Annotated in this window: 16 protein-coding genes; 15 read left to right on the top strand and 1 reads right to left on the bottom strand. The window is 33.9% G+C overall.

Annotation, left to right across the window (positions count from 1 at the left end; genetic code table 11):
- The first annotated feature begins 20 nt into the window (after positions 1-20).
- From P700755_RS01960 to queA, 10 genes are all read left to right on the top strand, one after another.
- Entirely contained in the window at positions 21-1,100 is a 1,080-nt protein-coding gene (locus P700755_RS01960) for a bifunctional 3-deoxy-7-phosphoheptulonate synthase/chorismate mutase type II (RefSeq protein WP_015023072.1), read from the top strand.
- Between the two features lie 31 nt (positions 1,101-1,131).
- A complete protein-coding gene (gene rsgA, locus P700755_RS01955) occupies positions 1,132-2,088 on the top strand; it encodes a ribosome small subunit-dependent GTPase A (protein WP_015023071.1) in 957 nt (318 codons plus the stop codon).
- A gap of 1 nt (position 2,089) precedes the next feature.
- The gene (gene dtd, locus P700755_RS01950) at positions 2,090-2,542 is read left to right on the top strand and encodes a D-aminoacyl-tRNA deacylase (RefSeq protein ID WP_015023070.1); all 453 of its coding nucleotides are present in this window, start codon (positions 2,090-2,092) and stop codon (positions 2,540-2,542) included.
- Positions 2,543-2,585: 43 nt separating this feature from the next.
- A complete protein-coding gene (locus tag P700755_RS01945) occupies positions 2,586-4,478 on the top strand; it encodes a DUF3857 domain-containing transglutaminase family protein (RefSeq protein WP_015023069.1) in 1,893 nt (630 codons plus the stop codon).
- Between the two features lie 34 nt (positions 4,479-4,512).
- Positions 4,513-6,474 (top strand): transglutaminase domain-containing protein, encoded by a 1,962-nt coding sequence (locus P700755_RS01940; protein ID WP_015023068.1) that lies wholly within the window; start codon positions 4,513-4,515, stop codon positions 6,472-6,474.
- Positions 6,475-6,784: 310 nt separating this feature from the next.
- Positions 6,785-8,758: a DUF3857 domain-containing protein gene (locus tag P700755_RS01935; protein WP_015023067.1), complete on the top strand. Its 1,974-nt coding sequence runs from the start codon at positions 6,785-6,787 to the stop codon at positions 8,756-8,758.
- 6 nt (positions 8,759-8,764) lie between these two features.
- Complete coding sequence (locus tag P700755_RS01930) at positions 8,765-9,091, top strand: nucleotide pyrophosphohydrolase (RefSeq protein ID WP_015023066.1); 327 nt, start codon at positions 8,765-8,767, stop codon at positions 9,089-9,091.
- Entirely contained in the window at positions 9,092-9,349 is a 258-nt protein-coding gene (locus P700755_RS01925; RefSeq protein ID WP_015023065.1) for a hypothetical protein, read from the top strand.
- Positions 9,346-10,575, top strand: a complete 1,230-nt coding sequence (locus P700755_RS01920) for a 3-phosphoshikimate 1-carboxyvinyltransferase (RefSeq protein WP_015023064.1) — start codon at positions 9,346-9,348, stop codon at positions 10,573-10,575. The genes P700755_RS01925 and P700755_RS01920 overlap by 4 nt, the downstream gene beginning before the upstream one ends.
- Before the next feature lie 96 nt (positions 10,576-10,671).
- On the top strand, positions 10,672-11,721 hold the full coding sequence (gene queA / locus P700755_RS01915; protein ID WP_041758575.1) for a tRNA preQ1(34) S-adenosylmethionine ribosyltransferase-isomerase QueA: 1,050 nt from the start codon (positions 10,672-10,674) through the stop codon (positions 11,719-11,721).
- A 51-nt stretch (positions 11,722-11,772) separates the two neighbouring features.
- Here queA and rlmH read toward each other — a convergent pair whose 3' ends face one another.
- Positions 11,773-12,246, bottom strand: a complete 474-nt coding sequence (gene rlmH / locus P700755_RS01910) for a 23S rRNA (pseudouridine(1915)-N(3))-methyltransferase RlmH (RefSeq protein WP_015023062.1) — start codon at positions 12,244-12,246, stop codon at positions 11,773-11,775.
- 47 nt (positions 12,247-12,293) lie between these two features.
- Here rlmH and nadC point away from each other — a divergent pair, with 47 nt between their 5' ends.
- Genes nadC through priA form a run of 5 tightly spaced genes read left to right on the top strand, consistent with a single transcriptional unit; the run spans position 12,294 to position 17,553 of the window.
- The gene (gene nadC / locus P700755_RS01905) at positions 12,294-13,151 is read left to right on the top strand and encodes a carboxylating nicotinate-nucleotide diphosphorylase (protein WP_015023061.1); all 858 of its coding nucleotides are present in this window, start codon (positions 12,294-12,296) and stop codon (positions 13,149-13,151) included.
- 1 nt (position 13,152) lies between these two features.
- Positions 13,153-14,076, top strand: a complete 924-nt coding sequence (locus P700755_RS01900) for a YihY/virulence factor BrkB family protein (RefSeq protein WP_015023060.1) — start codon at positions 13,153-13,155, stop codon at positions 14,074-14,076.
- 7 nt (positions 14,077-14,083) lie between these two features.
- The gene (locus tag P700755_RS01895; protein WP_015023059.1) at positions 14,084-14,644 is read left to right on the top strand and encodes a chalcone isomerase family protein; all 561 of its coding nucleotides are present in this window, start codon (positions 14,084-14,086) and stop codon (positions 14,642-14,644) included.
- Between the two features lie 3 nt (positions 14,645-14,647).
- Positions 14,648-15,073, top strand: a complete 426-nt coding sequence (locus P700755_RS01890; protein ID WP_015023058.1) for a DUF2147 domain-containing protein — start codon at positions 14,648-14,650, stop codon at positions 15,071-15,073.
- Positions 15,074-15,090: 17 nt separating this feature from the next.
- The gene (gene priA, locus P700755_RS01885; RefSeq protein WP_015023057.1) at positions 15,091-17,553 is read left to right on the top strand and encodes a replication restart helicase PriA; all 2,463 of its coding nucleotides are present in this window, start codon (positions 15,091-15,093) and stop codon (positions 17,551-17,553) included.
- Positions 17,554-17,589: the final 36 nt, after the last annotated feature.

Below are 17,589 nucleotides of genomic sequence, written 5' to 3'. Positions count from 1 at the left end.
TAAAAGTTAATTTTGTAGATATGAAAAATGAAAAACATCTAAGAAATTGGCTAACGGAGATGAACTTAGACCATCCCTTAGTCATAGCAGGTCCTTGTAGTGCCGAAACTGAAGAACAGGTGCTTGAAATTGCCCACCAACTTAAAGATTCTGATGCTACAGTGATGCGTGCTGGTATTTGGAAGCCTAGAACACGTCCAGGAAACTTCGAAGGGGTGGGAGCGATAGGTTTGAAGTGGTTGAAAAGAGCAAAGGAAGAAACAGGGCTGATGATTGCTACTGAAGTCGCCAATAAAACACATGTAGATCTAGCTTTAGAGGCAGATGTAGATGTTCTATGGATAGGGGCTAGAAGTACAGTGAGTCCATTTATTGTTCAAGAAATCGCAGATGCTTTAAAAGGTACAAATAAAATTGTATTGGTTAAAAATCCTGTAAATCCTGATCTAGCCTTATGGCTAGGTGGAGTGGAGCGCTTATACAATGCAAATATTAAGAACTTAGGTGTGATCCATAGAGGATTTTCTACCTATGAGAAAATAAAATACAGAAATAACCCAGAGTGGCAGATTGCTATCGACTTACAAAATCAGTTTCCAGACTTGCCTTTGCTTGTAGATCCTTCTCATATTGGAGGTGATAGGAACTTAGTGTTTGATATTTGTCAAACTGCTTTAAATCTTAATTACGACGGAATGATTGTGGAAACACATCATACTCCTGATAAAGCATGGAGTGATGCTGCGCAACAAATTACCCCAGATTTCCTAAAGCAAATGACTATTGATTTGCGTATCAGGAATAAGGAGGGTGCAGAAGAATTCAACAAAAAGTTGAATGTACTGAGGTCTAAGATTGATATCATCGATAATCAACTTATAGATTTTCTGGGAAAGAGAATGCAGGTTGCTGACGAGATTGGAGAACTTAAAAAGGAAAATAATGTAGCTATTCTTCAACCTGAACGTTGGAATAAAGTATTACACCGCCTGTCTATTGAAGGAGAAAACAAAGACTTGTCTAAGGGTTTTGTAGAGCGCCTAACTAAAGCTATGCATGAAGAATCGATTGCTCATCAACATAAAATCATAAGCCAGTGATATCAAGTGAATCAAATTCAAAAACGAGTTTATGAGAGCGGTCGTCTACAAATCTACGGGAAGTTGGTATTTGTTAAAAGCTGATGATGGAAAGATTTATAATTCCAGAATCAAAGGTAAGTTCAGGCTTAAAGATATTAAAAGCACAAATCCTGTAGCTGTTGGAGATCATGTGGAGATCGATACCGAAACTAAAGGTGATGAAACTATAGGAATCATCAAAGAGATTTATGATAGAAAGAATTACATTATCCGTAAGTCAGTTAACTTATCTAAGCAAACTCATATCATTGCGGCTAATATTGATCTAGCTTTTTTATTAGTGACTTACAATAACCCACCAACAAGCACAACATTTATAGATCGTTTTTTGGTCACAGCAGAAGCCTACCATATTCCTATAGTACTCTTATTTAATAAAGTGGATGATTATTCTGTAGAAGAGTTCGCAGAGATGAAATATTTAGCTGAACTCTACAGGAAAATAGGGTATACGTGTATTGGTATTTCTGCTGAAACTGGAGAAAATATTGATCAAGTAAAAGCACTTATGAAAGATAACGTCAGTGTTTTTGCTGGACATAGTGGAGTTGGCAAATCTACTTTGGTCAACGCAATAGAGCCCGGTCTTAACATTAAGACTTCAGAAATATCTCTTCAACACAAACAAGGCCAACATACGACCACCTTTGCAGAAATGCATGAACTTCATTTTGGTGGACAGATTATCGATACACCAGGCATTAGAGGTTTTGGAGTTGTGGATATTGATAAGTATGCTTTGGACAATTATTTTCCAGAATTCTTTAAAGTTAAGCCCAACTGTAAATTTAATAATTGCATACATGTGGATGAACCTAAATGTGCCGTCAAAGAGGATTTAACAGAGGATAAAATTGCTTATTCTAGATACAAGAGCTATTTACAAATTATGGAGGGAGATGAAGATGAAAATTTCAGGAAGGATCCCTATCAAGACTTAAGGTAATATGAAAATAGTTGTACAAAGAGTAAAGGAAGCTTCAGTTAAAATAGGAAATGAAATTTCAGGAACTATAAATAAAGGCTTGCTTATTTTTTTGGGTATTGAACATGAAGATGGGCAAGAGGATATAGCTTGGCTGGTCAAAAAAATAATACATCTAAGAGTTTTTCCTGATGATGAGGGTAAGATGAATTTGAGCCTTAAAGATATCGAAGGTGAATTGCTTGTCGTGAGTCAGTTTACTTTACATGCTTCATTAAAAAAGGGAAATAGACCTAGTTTTACGAAGTCTGCTAAACCAGAGTTAGCCAAAAAACTCTACGAAGATTTCTTAGAAACGCTTCAAGAAGGTAGTATTACCAAAATCCAAACTGGAAGATTTGGAGCAGATATGCAAATTTCATTAATCAACGACGGACCTTTAACATTCATACTAGATTCTAAGGTTAAATTATAGAATTTATTAGAAACTTTAAGAATTTTTTATATTTTTGATTGATATGAAAAATACTTTATTCCTAGCATCTTTTTTTGTGATATTTATTTCCAGTGCACAAGAAAAATATTCGATAGCAAATCTAACTGCTGAGTTGATAGAAAAATCCAATTCAGTTATTATTCAACAAGACATTCGAGTCATTATAGATGACTATGATGATATGACCATAAGCGAGGATAAAATAATAACTATCCTTAATGAAAAAGGGATGTCAGCTTTAGATGCTTATGCTTTCTATAATAAATCCACTAAGATTAGAAACTTAGAAGTTACAATTTATGATGCTTTAGGTTCTGAAATCGAAACTTTTAAAGAGAGGGATTTTATGGATGTTAGTGCTGTAGGTTCAGTTAGTTTATATACAGATGATAGAGTTAAATACCTCGAGTATACACCTGTAAGTTACCCTGTTACCATTCATTTTGAAAAAGAAATTAAGACAAGTAATACAGCTTTTATAAAAAGTTTTACTCCTTATGTCGATTATTATCAGTCTATTAAGTCATCGACCTTCCAAATAGAAAACAAGTCTGAAATTGTTTTGAGATCTTCAGAAAATGGGTTTATGGAAGAGGTTTCGATAGAAAACGACAACCCTAATTTACTAACCTATTCAGTTTCTAATTTGCCGTCTGTATCTAGAGAAGTTTATAGCCCTTCATTTGAAACATTTACACCAAAGGTTATGTTTGCTTTACAAACGTTTGAGCTTGCAGGGGAAAGAGGAGAGGTGAGCAATTGGAAGGAATTAGGTCTATGGCAACACGAAAATTTACTTAAAGGCTTAGATCAACTTCCAGAATCTACAATTTCCGAAATTAAATTACTTACTCAAAACCTTGAAACTACAAGAGAAAAGGCTAAGGCAATATATGAGTATGTCCAAAATAATACGAGATATATAAGTGTTCAAATTGGTTTAGGAGGTTGGAAGCCAATCTCAGCAGAAGAAGTTGATGATAAAAAGTATGGGGACTGTAAAGGCTTGACGAATTATACAAAGGCTTTACTCAATCTGGTCGATATTGAATCTAATTATTGCGTTGTTTATTCCGGTTCTGAAATTCAAGATATATCAGAAGATTTTACTTCTATGCAGGGGGATCATGTTATTCTAAATATACCTCAAGAAAATGAAGAAGATATTTGGCTGGAATGTACAAGCCAAGATATCCCCTTCAATTTTTTAGGCACCTTTACAGACGATAGAAAAGTTTTGGCTGTAAAACCTAGTGGGGGAGAAATATTACGAACTCCAGCCTATACAGAAATAGATAACTACCAAAAAACCACAGCAGAAATAAATATTATTGAAAAGGCAATTACTGCTGATGTAAAAATTAAGACCAGAGGTACACAATATAACAACAGATACAGTCTTTACGTCAAAAATGAGAAAGATATAAACTCACATTATTTGTCGTATTGGGATAACCTAAAGGAAATGACATTGATAAGTCATCAATTTTCAAACAATAAAGAAGACGTGACCTTCTTTGAGAAGGTTAAACTTAAAGCAGATAACTATGTCAAAATTTATGGGAATGATCTTATTCTAGATGTTAATCCGTTTAATAAATTTCAAGTTAATCTTCCTAATTATAAAGTAAGACAAACTCCATTTAATGTATCAAGAGGATTCGTCGACGAGGATGAATTCACTTTCAATTTAGAAAACCTCACAGTAGACACTGAGTTTAAAGATATTAGTTTAGACTCCGAGTTTGGTTCCTATCAACTAAGTTTTGAACTTAAGGGCAATGTGTTAATCGTAAAAAGATACTTTAAGTTGAATAAGAATAATTATCAAAAATCTGATTACGAAAAATTTGTTGAATTCTTTTCACAAATTTCGAAGTATGACAACACTAAATTAAGTCTAAAATTAACCTAACCTTTCTATATACCAAATTTTAAAAACTTTAAAAATGAAATTAATTTTCGCATCATTATTTACTCTACTTGCTTTCAATTTTGGTTATTCTCAATCTCAGGAACTTGAGGATATTACATTAGAAATGCTGAGGGAAACCCAAAGCCCTTCAGATTCTTCTGCGGTTGCTGAAGTCCTTTATGAAAAAGGAAAAATATCCTTTTCTATAATGAATTCTTGGGAATATCAATTTGAGGTCATTAGAAGAATAAAGATATACAGTCAAGAAGGTTATAATCAAGCCAATGTCCAAATCCAGTATTATATAGGGGACAAAAATGCAGATAAAGAATCTGTATCCAAGATAGATGGCTATGTTTACTATGAGGAGGATGGAGAAATTGAACGGGAAAAACTAAGAAATCGAGATATCTTTGATGTGGATTTAAGCGAAAAGTGGGAAGCTAAAAAATTTACTTTGCCTAAAATTCAAGATGGTGTTATTATTGAATATTCTTATACTATAAATTCTCCAAATATTTTCAATCTACCAAAGTGGGTATTCCAAAATACTATACCGACACGGTATTCTGAATATGCAACAAGAATCCCAGGGGAGTATTTAGCCTATAGTATAAAAACAAAAGGCTACTATCCCTTTGAAACTTTCAGCGATATAAAGGAGAGTTCATTAGCAGGATTTCGAGCGAGGACATCAATAAAAGAGTCTAAGCATATTGGTACAAATCTACCTAAAATTGAAAATGAGTCCTTTGTTAATAATGTTTCAAACTATTTACCTTCTATTAGTTATGAGTTATCGTCTTATAAAACTGGCCAGCATGAAGCTAATAAGTCAGTCTCAAAAACCTGGGATGATGTGGCAAAAACATTAAGTGATACAGACACTTATAAAAAAGAAATCTCAAGATCAAATTATTTTGAAAATGATCTAAAAGCTATACTAAAAGACAAGACTCTTCCAAAAGATAAAATGAATACAATCTTCAATTTTGTAAAGGATAAGATGACCTGGAATGATGAAGAAAGAAGATACACGAGTGATCAGTTAGATAAAGTTTATGAAGAGGGTATAGGGAATTCAGCAGATATTAATGTTATGCTAGTAGCAATGTTAAGAGAGGCTAATTTGGATGCTAATCCAGTCCTGTCTAGTACAATATCTAATGGCATTCCATTTTTTCCAACTATATCAGGATTTAATTATGTATTTGCTCATGTCAATATCAATGGTGAAATTTATCTTTTAGATGCGACAGATGAATATACATCTCCAAATATTTTGCCTAAGCGTGCCCTTAACTGGACAGGAACTATTCTTAAATCAGACGGATTTCAACCTTTAGACCTTGTTCCCTCTACTCGTTCAACTAAAAAATTCCAAGTGCAAGCAGAACTTACATTAAAAGGAGAAGTGAATGGAATGTGCAGAATAATTTCTTTGGATCAATATGGTTTGGAATCTAGACGATCTTTAAATAATAAAAGCAATGATGAATTAAAATTGAAATATGAGAGTGCCTATAGTGTCAACAAAATTGAAGAGATATCAAATTCAAATCTGAAAGACACTTCGAAACCATTATTAGAAGGTTTTAATTTCTCTGGAAAAGAGCAATTCGTTGAGGAAATTGGAGATAAACTTTATTTATCTCCAATGTTATTCTTAAAATCGAAAGAGAATCCTTTTAAAGAAGAAGAAAGGGTATATCCAATCGATTTTACCTTTCCAAGAAATGTAGAACATTTTATTACTATTAAAATTCCTGAAGGCTATCAAGTAGATTATTTACCAGAAAAAGCAATTTTAAAATTGGGAGGTGGTGTTGCGCAATTGATTTATTTGATAGAAGAATATAACAATATAATTTCAGTAAAGGTTAATCATGAAATCAATGCGTCGCTAATTTTACCACAGGATTATAACTTATTGAGAGAATTTTATATTTCCTTAATGAATAAAGAGAATGAAAAAATTGTTCTCGTTAAATCATAACTAGTTAAGGACATTAAAGGGGCTCAAGTACAATTCGATAAATTTATAAACTCCAATCGTTCAAGGTTTTATTACGGAGGGGTATCACAGGGGAAAAGGAGCGATAAATCCAATGATTTTTGTGTTTATCTATCCTTGAATTTACTTTAGTTTATGTCTATGGAGATTTATAAATTGAGATGATTTTTTAATTTATATATATTTATAGATAGAGTGCTATGTTCTTAGTTAAAATCTAAATTTAGTGTCTATCAATTGAAAAGCAAATTTTACTAATCTATAATTACAACTCCAATTAGATCTTTTAAACGTGAAATTAATTTATACATCATTTTTAGTTTTATTTTATTTTAATCTTGCCCTTTCTCAGACCAAGACCCTTGAAGATATTACCTTAGACATGTTGAGGGAAACCCAAAGCACTCTAGACTCGACCACCTCAGCTGAAGTTCTTTATAACAAAGGAGAAATTTCTTTTTCTATCATGAATTCTTGGGAATATAAATTTGTGGTAGTCAAAAGGATAAAAATATATACCAAAGAAGGCTATAGTCAAGCCAATGTTCAACTTCCCTACTATATTGGAGAACGAAACCCAGACAAAGAAACATTATCTAATATTAAGGGTGCTGTTTACTATGAAAAAGATGGTAAAATTGAAAAGGAAGAATTAGAAGAGAGCGATATCTTTGATGTGGATTTAAGCGAGTTTTGGAAAGCTAAAAAATTCACTTTACCTAAAGTTCAAGATGGTGTAATCCTTCAGTATTCCTACTCAATTGATTCCCCACATATCAGTAAGTTGTCAAACTGGATTTTTCAAAATAGTATACCAACTCGTTATTCTGAATATAAAACAAGTATACCGATAGATTACTTGGCTTACAATGTTAGAACTAAAGGCTATTATCCTTTTGAAACCATAGATAAAGTTAAAAAAGGCTCGTTATACGTAAAATATGAAGGAACAAACCTAGATACTCCTATTAGAGAAATTACATATGTTGGAACTAATTTGCCTAAAATTGAGAACGAACCCTATGTAAACAAAATTTCAAACTATTTTCCATCCGTAGGCTACGAGCTATCATCCTATAAAAATCGACTGCTAGAACCGTTTAAAGTCGTCTCCCAAACCTGGGATGATGTGGTTAAAACCTTAAGTGAAACGGATACATATAAAAAAGAAATTTCTAGAACAAGATATTTTAAGAATGATCTTGACTCTATTCTGAAAGATAAGAGTCTTCCTAAAGATAAGATGATTGCTGTTTTTAATTTTGTAAAAAATAAAATGACTTGGAATGATGAAGAGAGGCGATATACTAGTAATAAGCTCAATAAAATATACGGCGAGGGTGTAGGGAATTCAGCGGATATTAACATTATGCTAACAGCTATGTTGAGGGAGGCTAACCTAGATGCTAATCCCGTATTATCTAGTACAATATCCAATGGCATTCCATTATTCCCCACTATATCGGGTTTAAATTATGTATTTACTCATGTCAATATTAAAGGAGAAATATATTTATTAGATGCAACAGATGAATTTGCTTCTCCAAATATTTTACCAAGTCGTGCTTTAAACTGGAAGGGGACACTAATTAAACCTAATGGATTCCAAGCGCTGGATATTTTTCCATCGACAAATTCATTAAAAAAATATCAAGTGAAGGCAGAACTTAACACTCAAGGTGAAATAAGTGGGTTCTGTAGAATAATTTCACGAGATCAATACGGTTGGGAGTCTAGAAGATCTTTAAATAATAAAAGTGACGATGAAAAAAGGCTGAACTATGAAAATTACTTTAGTATAGATCAAATCAGTGATATTAAAACTAAAAATTTAAATGCCCCTTCAAAGCCTTTGGTAGAAGAATTTAATTTTTCAGGAAAAGCAAAACTTGTTGAGAAAATTGGTGATAAACTTTATGTATCACCAATGCTATTTTTAAAGCTAAAAGAGAATCCTTTTAAAGGTGAAACGAGGATATATCCTGTCGATTTCACATTCCCAAGAAATCTCGAGCATGTGATATCACTTAAAATACCCGAGGGATATAAAGTAGATTATTTACCAAAAAAAGGAATCTTAAAATTAGGTGATGGAGTTGCAAAACTTACCTATCTGATAGAGGTTTATAATAATATGATTTTAGTCAAGGTAAACCTAGAGGTCAATGTTGCCTTATTTTTACCTCAAGATTATAGCTTATTGCGAGAATTTTATATTTCTTTGATGAATAAAGAGAACGAAAAAATTGTTCTCGTTAAATCATAATTATTTATGGACATTAAAGGTGCTCAACTAGAAGTGGATGAATGGATAAATTCTCATGGCGTAAGATATTTTGATGAACTTACCAACATGGCTCAACTTACGGAAGAAGTTGGTGAAGTTGCAAGAATCATCGCTAGGCGCTATGGCGAACAAAGTGAAAAGGAAAGCGATAAGTCAAAAGATTTGGGAGAGGAGTTAGCCGATGTTATGTTTGTTGTCTTATGTTTGGCAAACCAAACAGGAATTGATTTGCAAGAGGCGTTCGACAAGAAATTAGATCTTAAAACCAAACGGGATCACGATCGTCATAAAAATAATCCAAAACTTAAATAAATGTTTCAAAAAGTTATTTCTGCCAAAGGATTTTGGCGATCAGTCATCACACTAGCTGTAGGCTTTATTGTGATTTATAACCTTATAGATATCTGGTTTGGCTATGATTTTGACCTCTCCTTATTTGTAGAAAAGCGATTTTCAAAGGACAATTTATTGAGATTTTTTGTTGCCAACATAATGAGTGGCTTTGTGTATGGATTTGTAGTCACCTTTTTGAAATTTAGAGGGCAAATCAAGAAAAATGAAAATCAATGAAGCTTAGCTTTAGTCAATCATCAATAAGCAAATTCAAGCTTCATATCACTGGTTCTAAGAGTATTTCCAATAGGTATTTGATTTTAAAGGCCCAGTTTCCTAATATTGAATTAAGTGGTCTATCCGACTGTGATGATACGCGTGTATTACATAAAGCTTTAACAACCCTCAAAGAAAAAGGGGATGAGATAGATATCCACCATGCTGGGACTGCCATGAGATTCTTGACAGCCTACTTGTCTTCGTTGCCTAACTTAGAAGTTGTTTTAAAAGGGAGTAAAAGAATGCATGAGCGTCCTATAGGTATTTTGGTAGAAGCTATGCGAGAACTTGGCGGTCATATCAAATATTTGGGCAGCGAAGGTTTCCCTCCGCTTAAGATTCATGGAAAATCCCTACAAAAGGATAAAATTTCTATACCTGCTAGCGTCAGCAGTCAGTATATTACTGCCCTCATGTTAATTGCTCCTTCTTTTAAAAATGGACTCACTATTTACTTACAGTCAAAGGTAACTTCAAAGCCTTATTTGATGATGACCGCCGCATCATTAAAATCTATTGGTGTTGAAGTGGATTTACAGGAATCTCATATTCAAGTACATCCGAAGACCAAAATTGAACCCAAAACTATAGCTGTAGAATCAGACTGGAGCTCAGCATCTTATTTTTACAGCTGCTTAGCTTTGATGGATCAGGGAGAATTTGAACTTTCTACATTCCAAAAAAATAGCCTACAAGGCGATTCCAAAGTAGCAGAGTTTTATAAACTTTTCGGTATTGAAACTCGATTTAAAGGGGATTCTATATTAATTTCAAAGAAAGCAGGAGTATTGCTTCCTGAAAAAATTGAATTGGACCTTAATGACACTCCAGATCTTGCTCAAACTATTGCAGTAACTTGTTTAGGGCTTAATATAGCCTGTAATTTAACTGGCTTACATACTTTGAAGGTGAAAGAAACTGATAGGCTGGTGGCTCTTAAGACTGAAATTGAAAAATTTGGAGCTGAAGTAGAAATTTCCAACGAATCTTTGCAGTTAAGCCCTAAGGCGAATCTTAAGGAATCCGTTTCTGTACAGACCTACCAAGACCATAGAATGGCAATGGCATTTGCCCCCTTAGCTATAAAAGTAGATTTGACTATATTAAATCCAGAGGTTGTTTCAAAATCATTTCCAGACTTTTGGGAAAAAATAAAAGCACTTGGTATCCAGCAAAACCGCTGATTTGAAACTTATTAAGCTAAATAAACAATAAAACACTTGACATCGCCTATCTCACGATAGTATATTTGCATTTTTAAAAAATATCAGACTATGGGAATGAAACTTTCACAATTCGAATATACTTTACCTGAAAACCTTTTAGCACAATTTCCCTCAGAACATAGAGACGAAGCTAAGTTGATGGTGATAAACCGTAAAGATGGTTCAATTGAGCATAAAATATTTAAAGACGTTATCAATTACTTTGATGAGAAGGACGTCATGGTGTTCAATAACACCAAAGTTTTTCCTGCAAGACTTTACGGTAACAAAGAAAAAACCGGTGCAAAAATCGAAGTATTTTTGCTTAGAGAACTCAATCCTGAAACCAGACTTTGGGATGTTTTGGTAGATCCTGCCAGAAAAATAAGAATTGGTAACAAACTTTATTTTGGTGAAGATGAAAGTTTAGTAGCAGAGGTCATTGATAATACTACTAATAGAGGAAGAACTCTACGTTTTCTCTACGATGGTTCTTACCAAGACTTTAGAGCTAAGTTAACTGAGCTTGGACAAACTCCACTTCCAAAATACATCACAAGAGATGTAGTGCCAGAAGATGCAGAACGTTATCAAACTATTTATGCAAAAGAAGAAGGGGCTGTTGCTGCACCTACCGCTGGACTTCACTTTTCCAAACACCTTTTAAAGCGTTTAGAAATTAAAGGAATTGATTTTGCAGAAGTTACCCTTCATATAGGTTTAGGGACTTTTAGCCCTGTAGAGGTTGAAGATTTATCTAAACACAAAATGGACAGCGAACAAATTAAGGTAGATGAAAAAGCAACATCTATTATCAACAACGCCAAGTCAGAAAAAAGAAAAATTTGTGCGGTAGGTACAACCGTAATGAGAACAATAGAAAGCACTGTAAGTTCTAATCGTAGGCTAAATGAATTTACTGGCTGGACCAATAAGTTTATTTTTCCTCCTTACGATTTTAAAATTGCAAACTGCATGATTACTAATTTTCACATGCCAAAATCAACATTGTTAATGATGGTATCTGCCTTTGCAGGTCATGAACTAATGGAAAAAGCTTATAAGGAAGCTATAGAAGAAAACTATAAGTTTTACTCTTATGGAGATGCTATGCTAATCATATAACATCCTTCTTATTGAATAAAAAAGGGGCTGTCTTTTTAGATAGCCCCTTTTTTATTCATGATGGTAAGGGAGGTTGTTTAAAATGGAAAAAGCCCTATAGAGTTGTTCTGTAAAAAATAATCTGATCATCTGGTGGGAGAATGTCATTTTGGACAGCGACACTTTTTGATTTACTCTTTTGTAAACGGCTTCAGAAAAACCGTAAGGTCCTCCAACCACAAAAACCAATTGCTTCAAACCTGAGTTCATCCGTTTTTGTATCCAATCGGAGAATTTAAGTGATGTAAATTCGGCTCCTTTATCGTCCAAAAGAACCAAAAAATCTGAAGTGGATATTTTTTTCAAAATGAGTTCTCCTTCTTTCTCTTTTTGAAGAGCGATATCCATATTTTTGGTTTTTTTTAAATCAGGAATAACGTCCACTTTGTAGTTTACAAAATGAGAAAGACGATTTTGATATTCTGCGGCCAGGTTTTGAAGCTGAGCGTTGTCGGTCTTACCGACTAGGAGCAATGTGATGGTCATCCGTATAAAAAAGATTAACTTTGTTGGAGACAAAAATAGAAAACAGAATGATTAGTGAAAAGCAATTGGCAGAAGAAGTTCAGATTATCATTCAAAATGCTATTAGAGAAGACGTCGGAGAAGGAGATCATTCTAGCATAGCTTGCATTCCAGAAAATGTCATGGGAAAAGCTAAATTATTGGTAAAAGATGTAGGGATTATAGCTGGAATTAATTTTGCAGAGCAAGTCTTTAATTATGTCGATCCTTCCCTAAAGATGGATAAACTGATGCAAGATGGAGACTCCATGTCTTATGGGGATATTGCTTTTTATATATCAGGTTCGAGTAGGTCCATCCTAAAATCTGAACGCCTAGCACTCAATGCCATGCAACGAATGAGTGCAATTGCAACTAAAACACATCAATTTTACTCACTTTTAAAAGATTATAAAACCAAAATTTTAGATACTCGTAAAACCACACCAGGCTTTAGAGCTCCAGAGAAACAAGCTGTAAAAATTGGAGGTGGAGAAAATCACAGGTTTGCTTTGTACGATATGATCATGCTTAAAGATAACCACATTGATTTTGCTGGTGGTATTTCAGAGGCTATACAGAAAACCTTAAATTACCTTAAGTCCAAAGATTTAGATCTTAAAATAGTAGTAGAAGCAAGATCGCTTTCAGAAGTAGAGGAAATTCTTAAAAATGAGGGGGTTTATAGAATCCTATTGGACAATTTCAATTTTGAAGAAACCAAAAAAGCAGTTGACCTTATTGATGGAAAATGTTTGACAGAATCTAGTGGTGGTATTACCTTAGAAACAGCTCAACACTACGCAGAATGTGGTGTAGATTATATCTCTAGTGGGGCACTTACACATTCTGTCCATAATCTAGATCTTAGCCTTAAAGCTATATAATATGGCTTCTGAAATAAGTGATACCTTAAAGAAAATACCACTTATAAGTCGAGTAGCTTACTGGTCAAATCAACTAAAACTCCCAGGTTTAGGTGGTCTTACATTGTATGACTTATTGAGTCTGTATATCTCTGGCATTATCAAAGGAACGTTCTCAACCCGTGCGGGGTCCATTGCTTTTAGCTTTTTTATGGCTATTTTTCCTTTTCTGCTTTTTGTTCTAAATCTGATACCGTTTGTCTGGTTTATAGATGATTTCCAGCAAGAATTACTTAACTATTTTGAAGAATTATTGCCACCTCAAACCTCAGGTTTATTTCAGGATATTTTTTTTGATATAGCCAACAACCCTAGAGCCGGACTCCTGTCTTTTGTTTTTGTTTTATCCATTTTTCTTATGTCTAATGGAGTAAACGCAATTTTCACAGGCTTTGAGTTTTCGTATCATACCAAAATAAACAGGACAATTATTAGACAATATATAGCAGCAGTTGGTGTTGCTATAATTGTTGCTATACTATTACTAATTGCTGTTATAGCGACAGTTTATTTTAGCTTTGTTATAGATCAGTTTACAAGTATTGGAGTTGTTGGAGATTCTCTAGTGCTGGCTAGATACGGTCGGTTTGCTATTTTGATAATAGTCTTGATTCTTGGAATCTCTATCTTATATTACTTCGGAACAAGGGAAGGTAGGAAAACCCGTTTTCTTTCTCCTGGATCCTTTTTTACAACTATTTTAATTGTTTTGACTACCTACTTATTTTCCATTTATGTTGAAAACTTTAGTGCCTACAACAAACTATATGGTTCCATTGGAGCTTTGTTAATACTGATGTTATATATTTGGTTAAATTCAAATATTTTGCTGCTAGGTTTTGAACTCAACGGAGCCTTATATAATTTAAAACGAAAATCTAAATAATAAAATTATGAAATTTATTTATGTTCTTATGATGGCTTTTTTAATGACTATGCCAGCCATCGCTCAAACTGAAGTTGCAGGTGTAAACCTCCCTAACACATTAGAAGTTGGAGAAACTCAATTAACTTTAAACGGAGCAGGAGTAAGAGAAAAATTCTGGATGGATATGTACGCTGGAGGTCTGTATACCAATGTAAAAATGACAGAAGCTTCAAAAGTAATGAATGAGGATGCCCTCATGGCTATTGAACTTCATATTGTTTCTGGTCTAATTTCTAGTAAGAAAATGAGTTCTGCAGTGGAGGAAGGTTTCCAAAATTCTACCAAAGGTAATACAAAACCTTTTCGTCCAAAAATAGATAAATTTATTTCGTTTTTTTCTGATGAAATTTCAGTTGGGGATGTTTTTGATATTACCTATTTACCTTCTAAAGGAGTTGTGGTATTTAAAAATAATAAGGAGTTGGGAACCATAGAAGGTTTAGATTATAAAAAAGCACTCTTTGGAATCTGGTTTTGCGACAAACCAGCAGACGAAGACCTGATGAATGGAATGCTAAGTTTATAATAGATGAAGATTTTAATATATGCTATAGGTTTTCTTTTTGGGAACCTTGTATCCTCTCAAGAGGTTTTTGGTGAGTGGAAAACTATTGATGATAATACTGGGTTAGCAAAATCTATAGTAGAGGTTTATGAGCAAAACGGTAAAGTCTTTGGTCGGATCAAAAAAATACTAAAAGAAGACAAGCGAGATGTGCGCTGTGTACATTGTAAAGGTGACCAAAAAAATCAAAAAGTAGAAGGGATGTTGATCTTAAAGGATTTGTCTAAAGATAAAGACAAGTACGAAGATGGAACTGTAACCGATCCTGAAAATGGAAAAACTTACGATGCCAAAATGTGGCTTAATGAGGATGATCCAAACGTTTTGATGGTAAGAGGATATTTATCTTTTCTGTACAGAACACAAGAATGGAAAAGGATTGATGACTAATTCTTAAAAGTGGAGAGATGCCTTTCTATATTGATGTAATTGTTCCTATTGCTTTAGAACAAAGATTTACATATTCTATAACACAGCAAGAAAGTGAGCACCTTAAAATAGGCATGCGTGTTGCTGTCCCATTTGGAAAGCGCAAAGTTTACACTGCCATAGTCGCCAAAATACATGAAAACCCACCTGTGCGTTATGAGGCCAAACCGATTGAAGAAATCTTGGAAAACACTCCCACGGTTACTCCTGAACAATTAAAACTTTGGAAATGGATAGCGAATTATTACTTGTGTACAGAAGGTGAAATTTTAAAATCGGCCTTACCTAGTTCTTTATTAATTGAAAGTGAAACTGCTATTGAACCGCATCCCGATTTTGATATTCAAACTATAGATGAAAACGATACACTTACAGATGAAGAGTATTTAATCTTACAAGCACTTCAAAAACAGTCTTTACTCAAAATTAGTGAGATTGTCCTTATACTAAACAAGAAGACTATTTTTCCTGTTATAAATGCAATGGCAGAAAAAAGTTTAATCCTTGTCAATCAAGAATTTAATAGGCAATACAAGCCGAAATTAAAGAAATATTTAAAAGTAAAGGAAAGTTTAGGTTCCGAAGAGCATTTGCCTAAACTCATAGAAGAACTGAGTGGAGCTCCAAAGCAAAAGGAAGCCTTACTGAAATTTTTCAGCTTAAGCGCTCAAAGCCAAAAACAGATTTCTCTTAAAGACTTAAAAGAAAAAGCAGAGGTGTCTGATTCTGTGATAAAAGCCTTAGTCAGTAAATCTATTTTAGAAGAATATCTAGTCCAAACAGATAGGGTAAAGTTTGAAGGCCATCAAGATAAGCCTAGCATTCAATTTAATCAGTTTCAACAGAAAGCTTACGACGATATCGAAAGCGGGTTTAAAACACATCCTGTTTGTTTATTGCAAGGTGTCACATCTTCAGGGAAAACTGAAGTGTACATTAAGTTAATCGATAAAGCCGTTCAAGAAGGTAAACAAGTCCTTTATTTGCTTCCTGAGATTGCACTTACAGCGCAACTTATCCAGCGTTTACAAGCTTATTTTGGGGATCAAGTTCTTATTTATCACAGTAAATACTCGGTCAATGAAAGAGTAGAAGTTTATAGACATGTTTTGAATGAAACCAAAGGAAAAATTGTCATTGGTGTTCGTTCTTCTATCTTTCTTCCTTTTAGAAACCTCGGACTCATCGTTGTAGATGAAGCTCATGAAAGTAGTTTCAAACAATTTGATCCAGCACCTAGATACCATGCTAGAGATACAGCGATTGTTTTAGCCTCTGTATTTCAAGCTCAAACACTCTTGGGAACAGCCACTCCTAGCTTAGAAAGTTTCAATAATGTAAGGGAGGGGAAGTATGCTTTTGTTCAACTCAACAGACGGTTTGGGAATGTGAAACCCCCAGCTGTTGAGCTTGTAGATTTAAAAGATCAGCAACGTAAAAAAAAGATGACAGGTCACTTTTCTGAAACCCTACTTAAGGCTATTAGGGAAACTTTAGACCAAGATCAGCAAGTGATTATATTTCAGAATCGAAGAGGGTATTCTCCGATTTTGGAGTGTAATACCTGCGGGGATGCTCCACAATGTCTTAATTGTGATGTAAGCCTAACTTACCATAAGCATAATAACACTCTAAGATGTCATTATTGTGGTTATCATACTGCAATGAAAACCAAGTGTATGGCTTGTGGTTCTGTAGATGTGAGTACTAAAGGATTCGGTACAGAGCAGATAGAGACGGAGTTAAATTCTCTATTTGAGGATAAAGTGATTAAGCGGATGGATTTGGATACTACTCGAGGAAAGTACGCTTATGAACATATTATCTCCGCTTTTCAAAACCGAGAGATCGATATTTTGGTGGGGACTCAGATGCTTACAAAAGGATTGGATTTTAGGCATGTAAAACTCGTTGGAGTTATGAATGCAGATAGCCTACTGAATTTCCCAGATTTCAGAGCACACGAACGAAGTTTCCAGTTACTGGTTCAAGTTGCTGGCAGAGCTGGAAGAACGCAAGAACAAGGCTTAGTTTTAATTCAAACGTACAATCCTTATCATAAAATATTACAACAAGTCACCACCAACAATTTTGAAGAAATGTTCAAAGAACAGCTAGATGAGCGGAGGCATTTTAAGTATCCACCACTTTTTAGGATGATTAAAATCACATTTAAGTCTAGGGACTTCAACAAACTCAATGAAGCCTCAGATTGGCTAGCTTTGTATTATAGGCAAATTTTTAAAACCAATATTTTAGGTCCAGAATTTCCAGCTATAGCAAGAATAAGAAATGAGTATCATAAAAACCTTATTATAAAAATCCCAGAAAACCAATCCTTGAAAAACTCTAAAAAATACATTGAAGCGGGTGTAGATAAGTTTAAGGTGATTGCTCAATTTCGATCAGTTAAGGTGGTTATTAACGTAGACCCTTATTAGAAATTTTCACATTTATTTATTAACAAATCCTATACA

It is taken from the genome of Psychroflexus torquis ATCC 700755, from assembly GCF_000153485.2.
Lineage (GTDB): Bacteria > Bacteroidota > Bacteroidia > Flavobacteriales > Flavobacteriaceae > Psychroflexus > Psychroflexus torquis.
The sequence above is the reverse complement of the archived record's forward strand: the minus strand, read 5'-3'. Positions and strand labels throughout refer to the sequence as shown.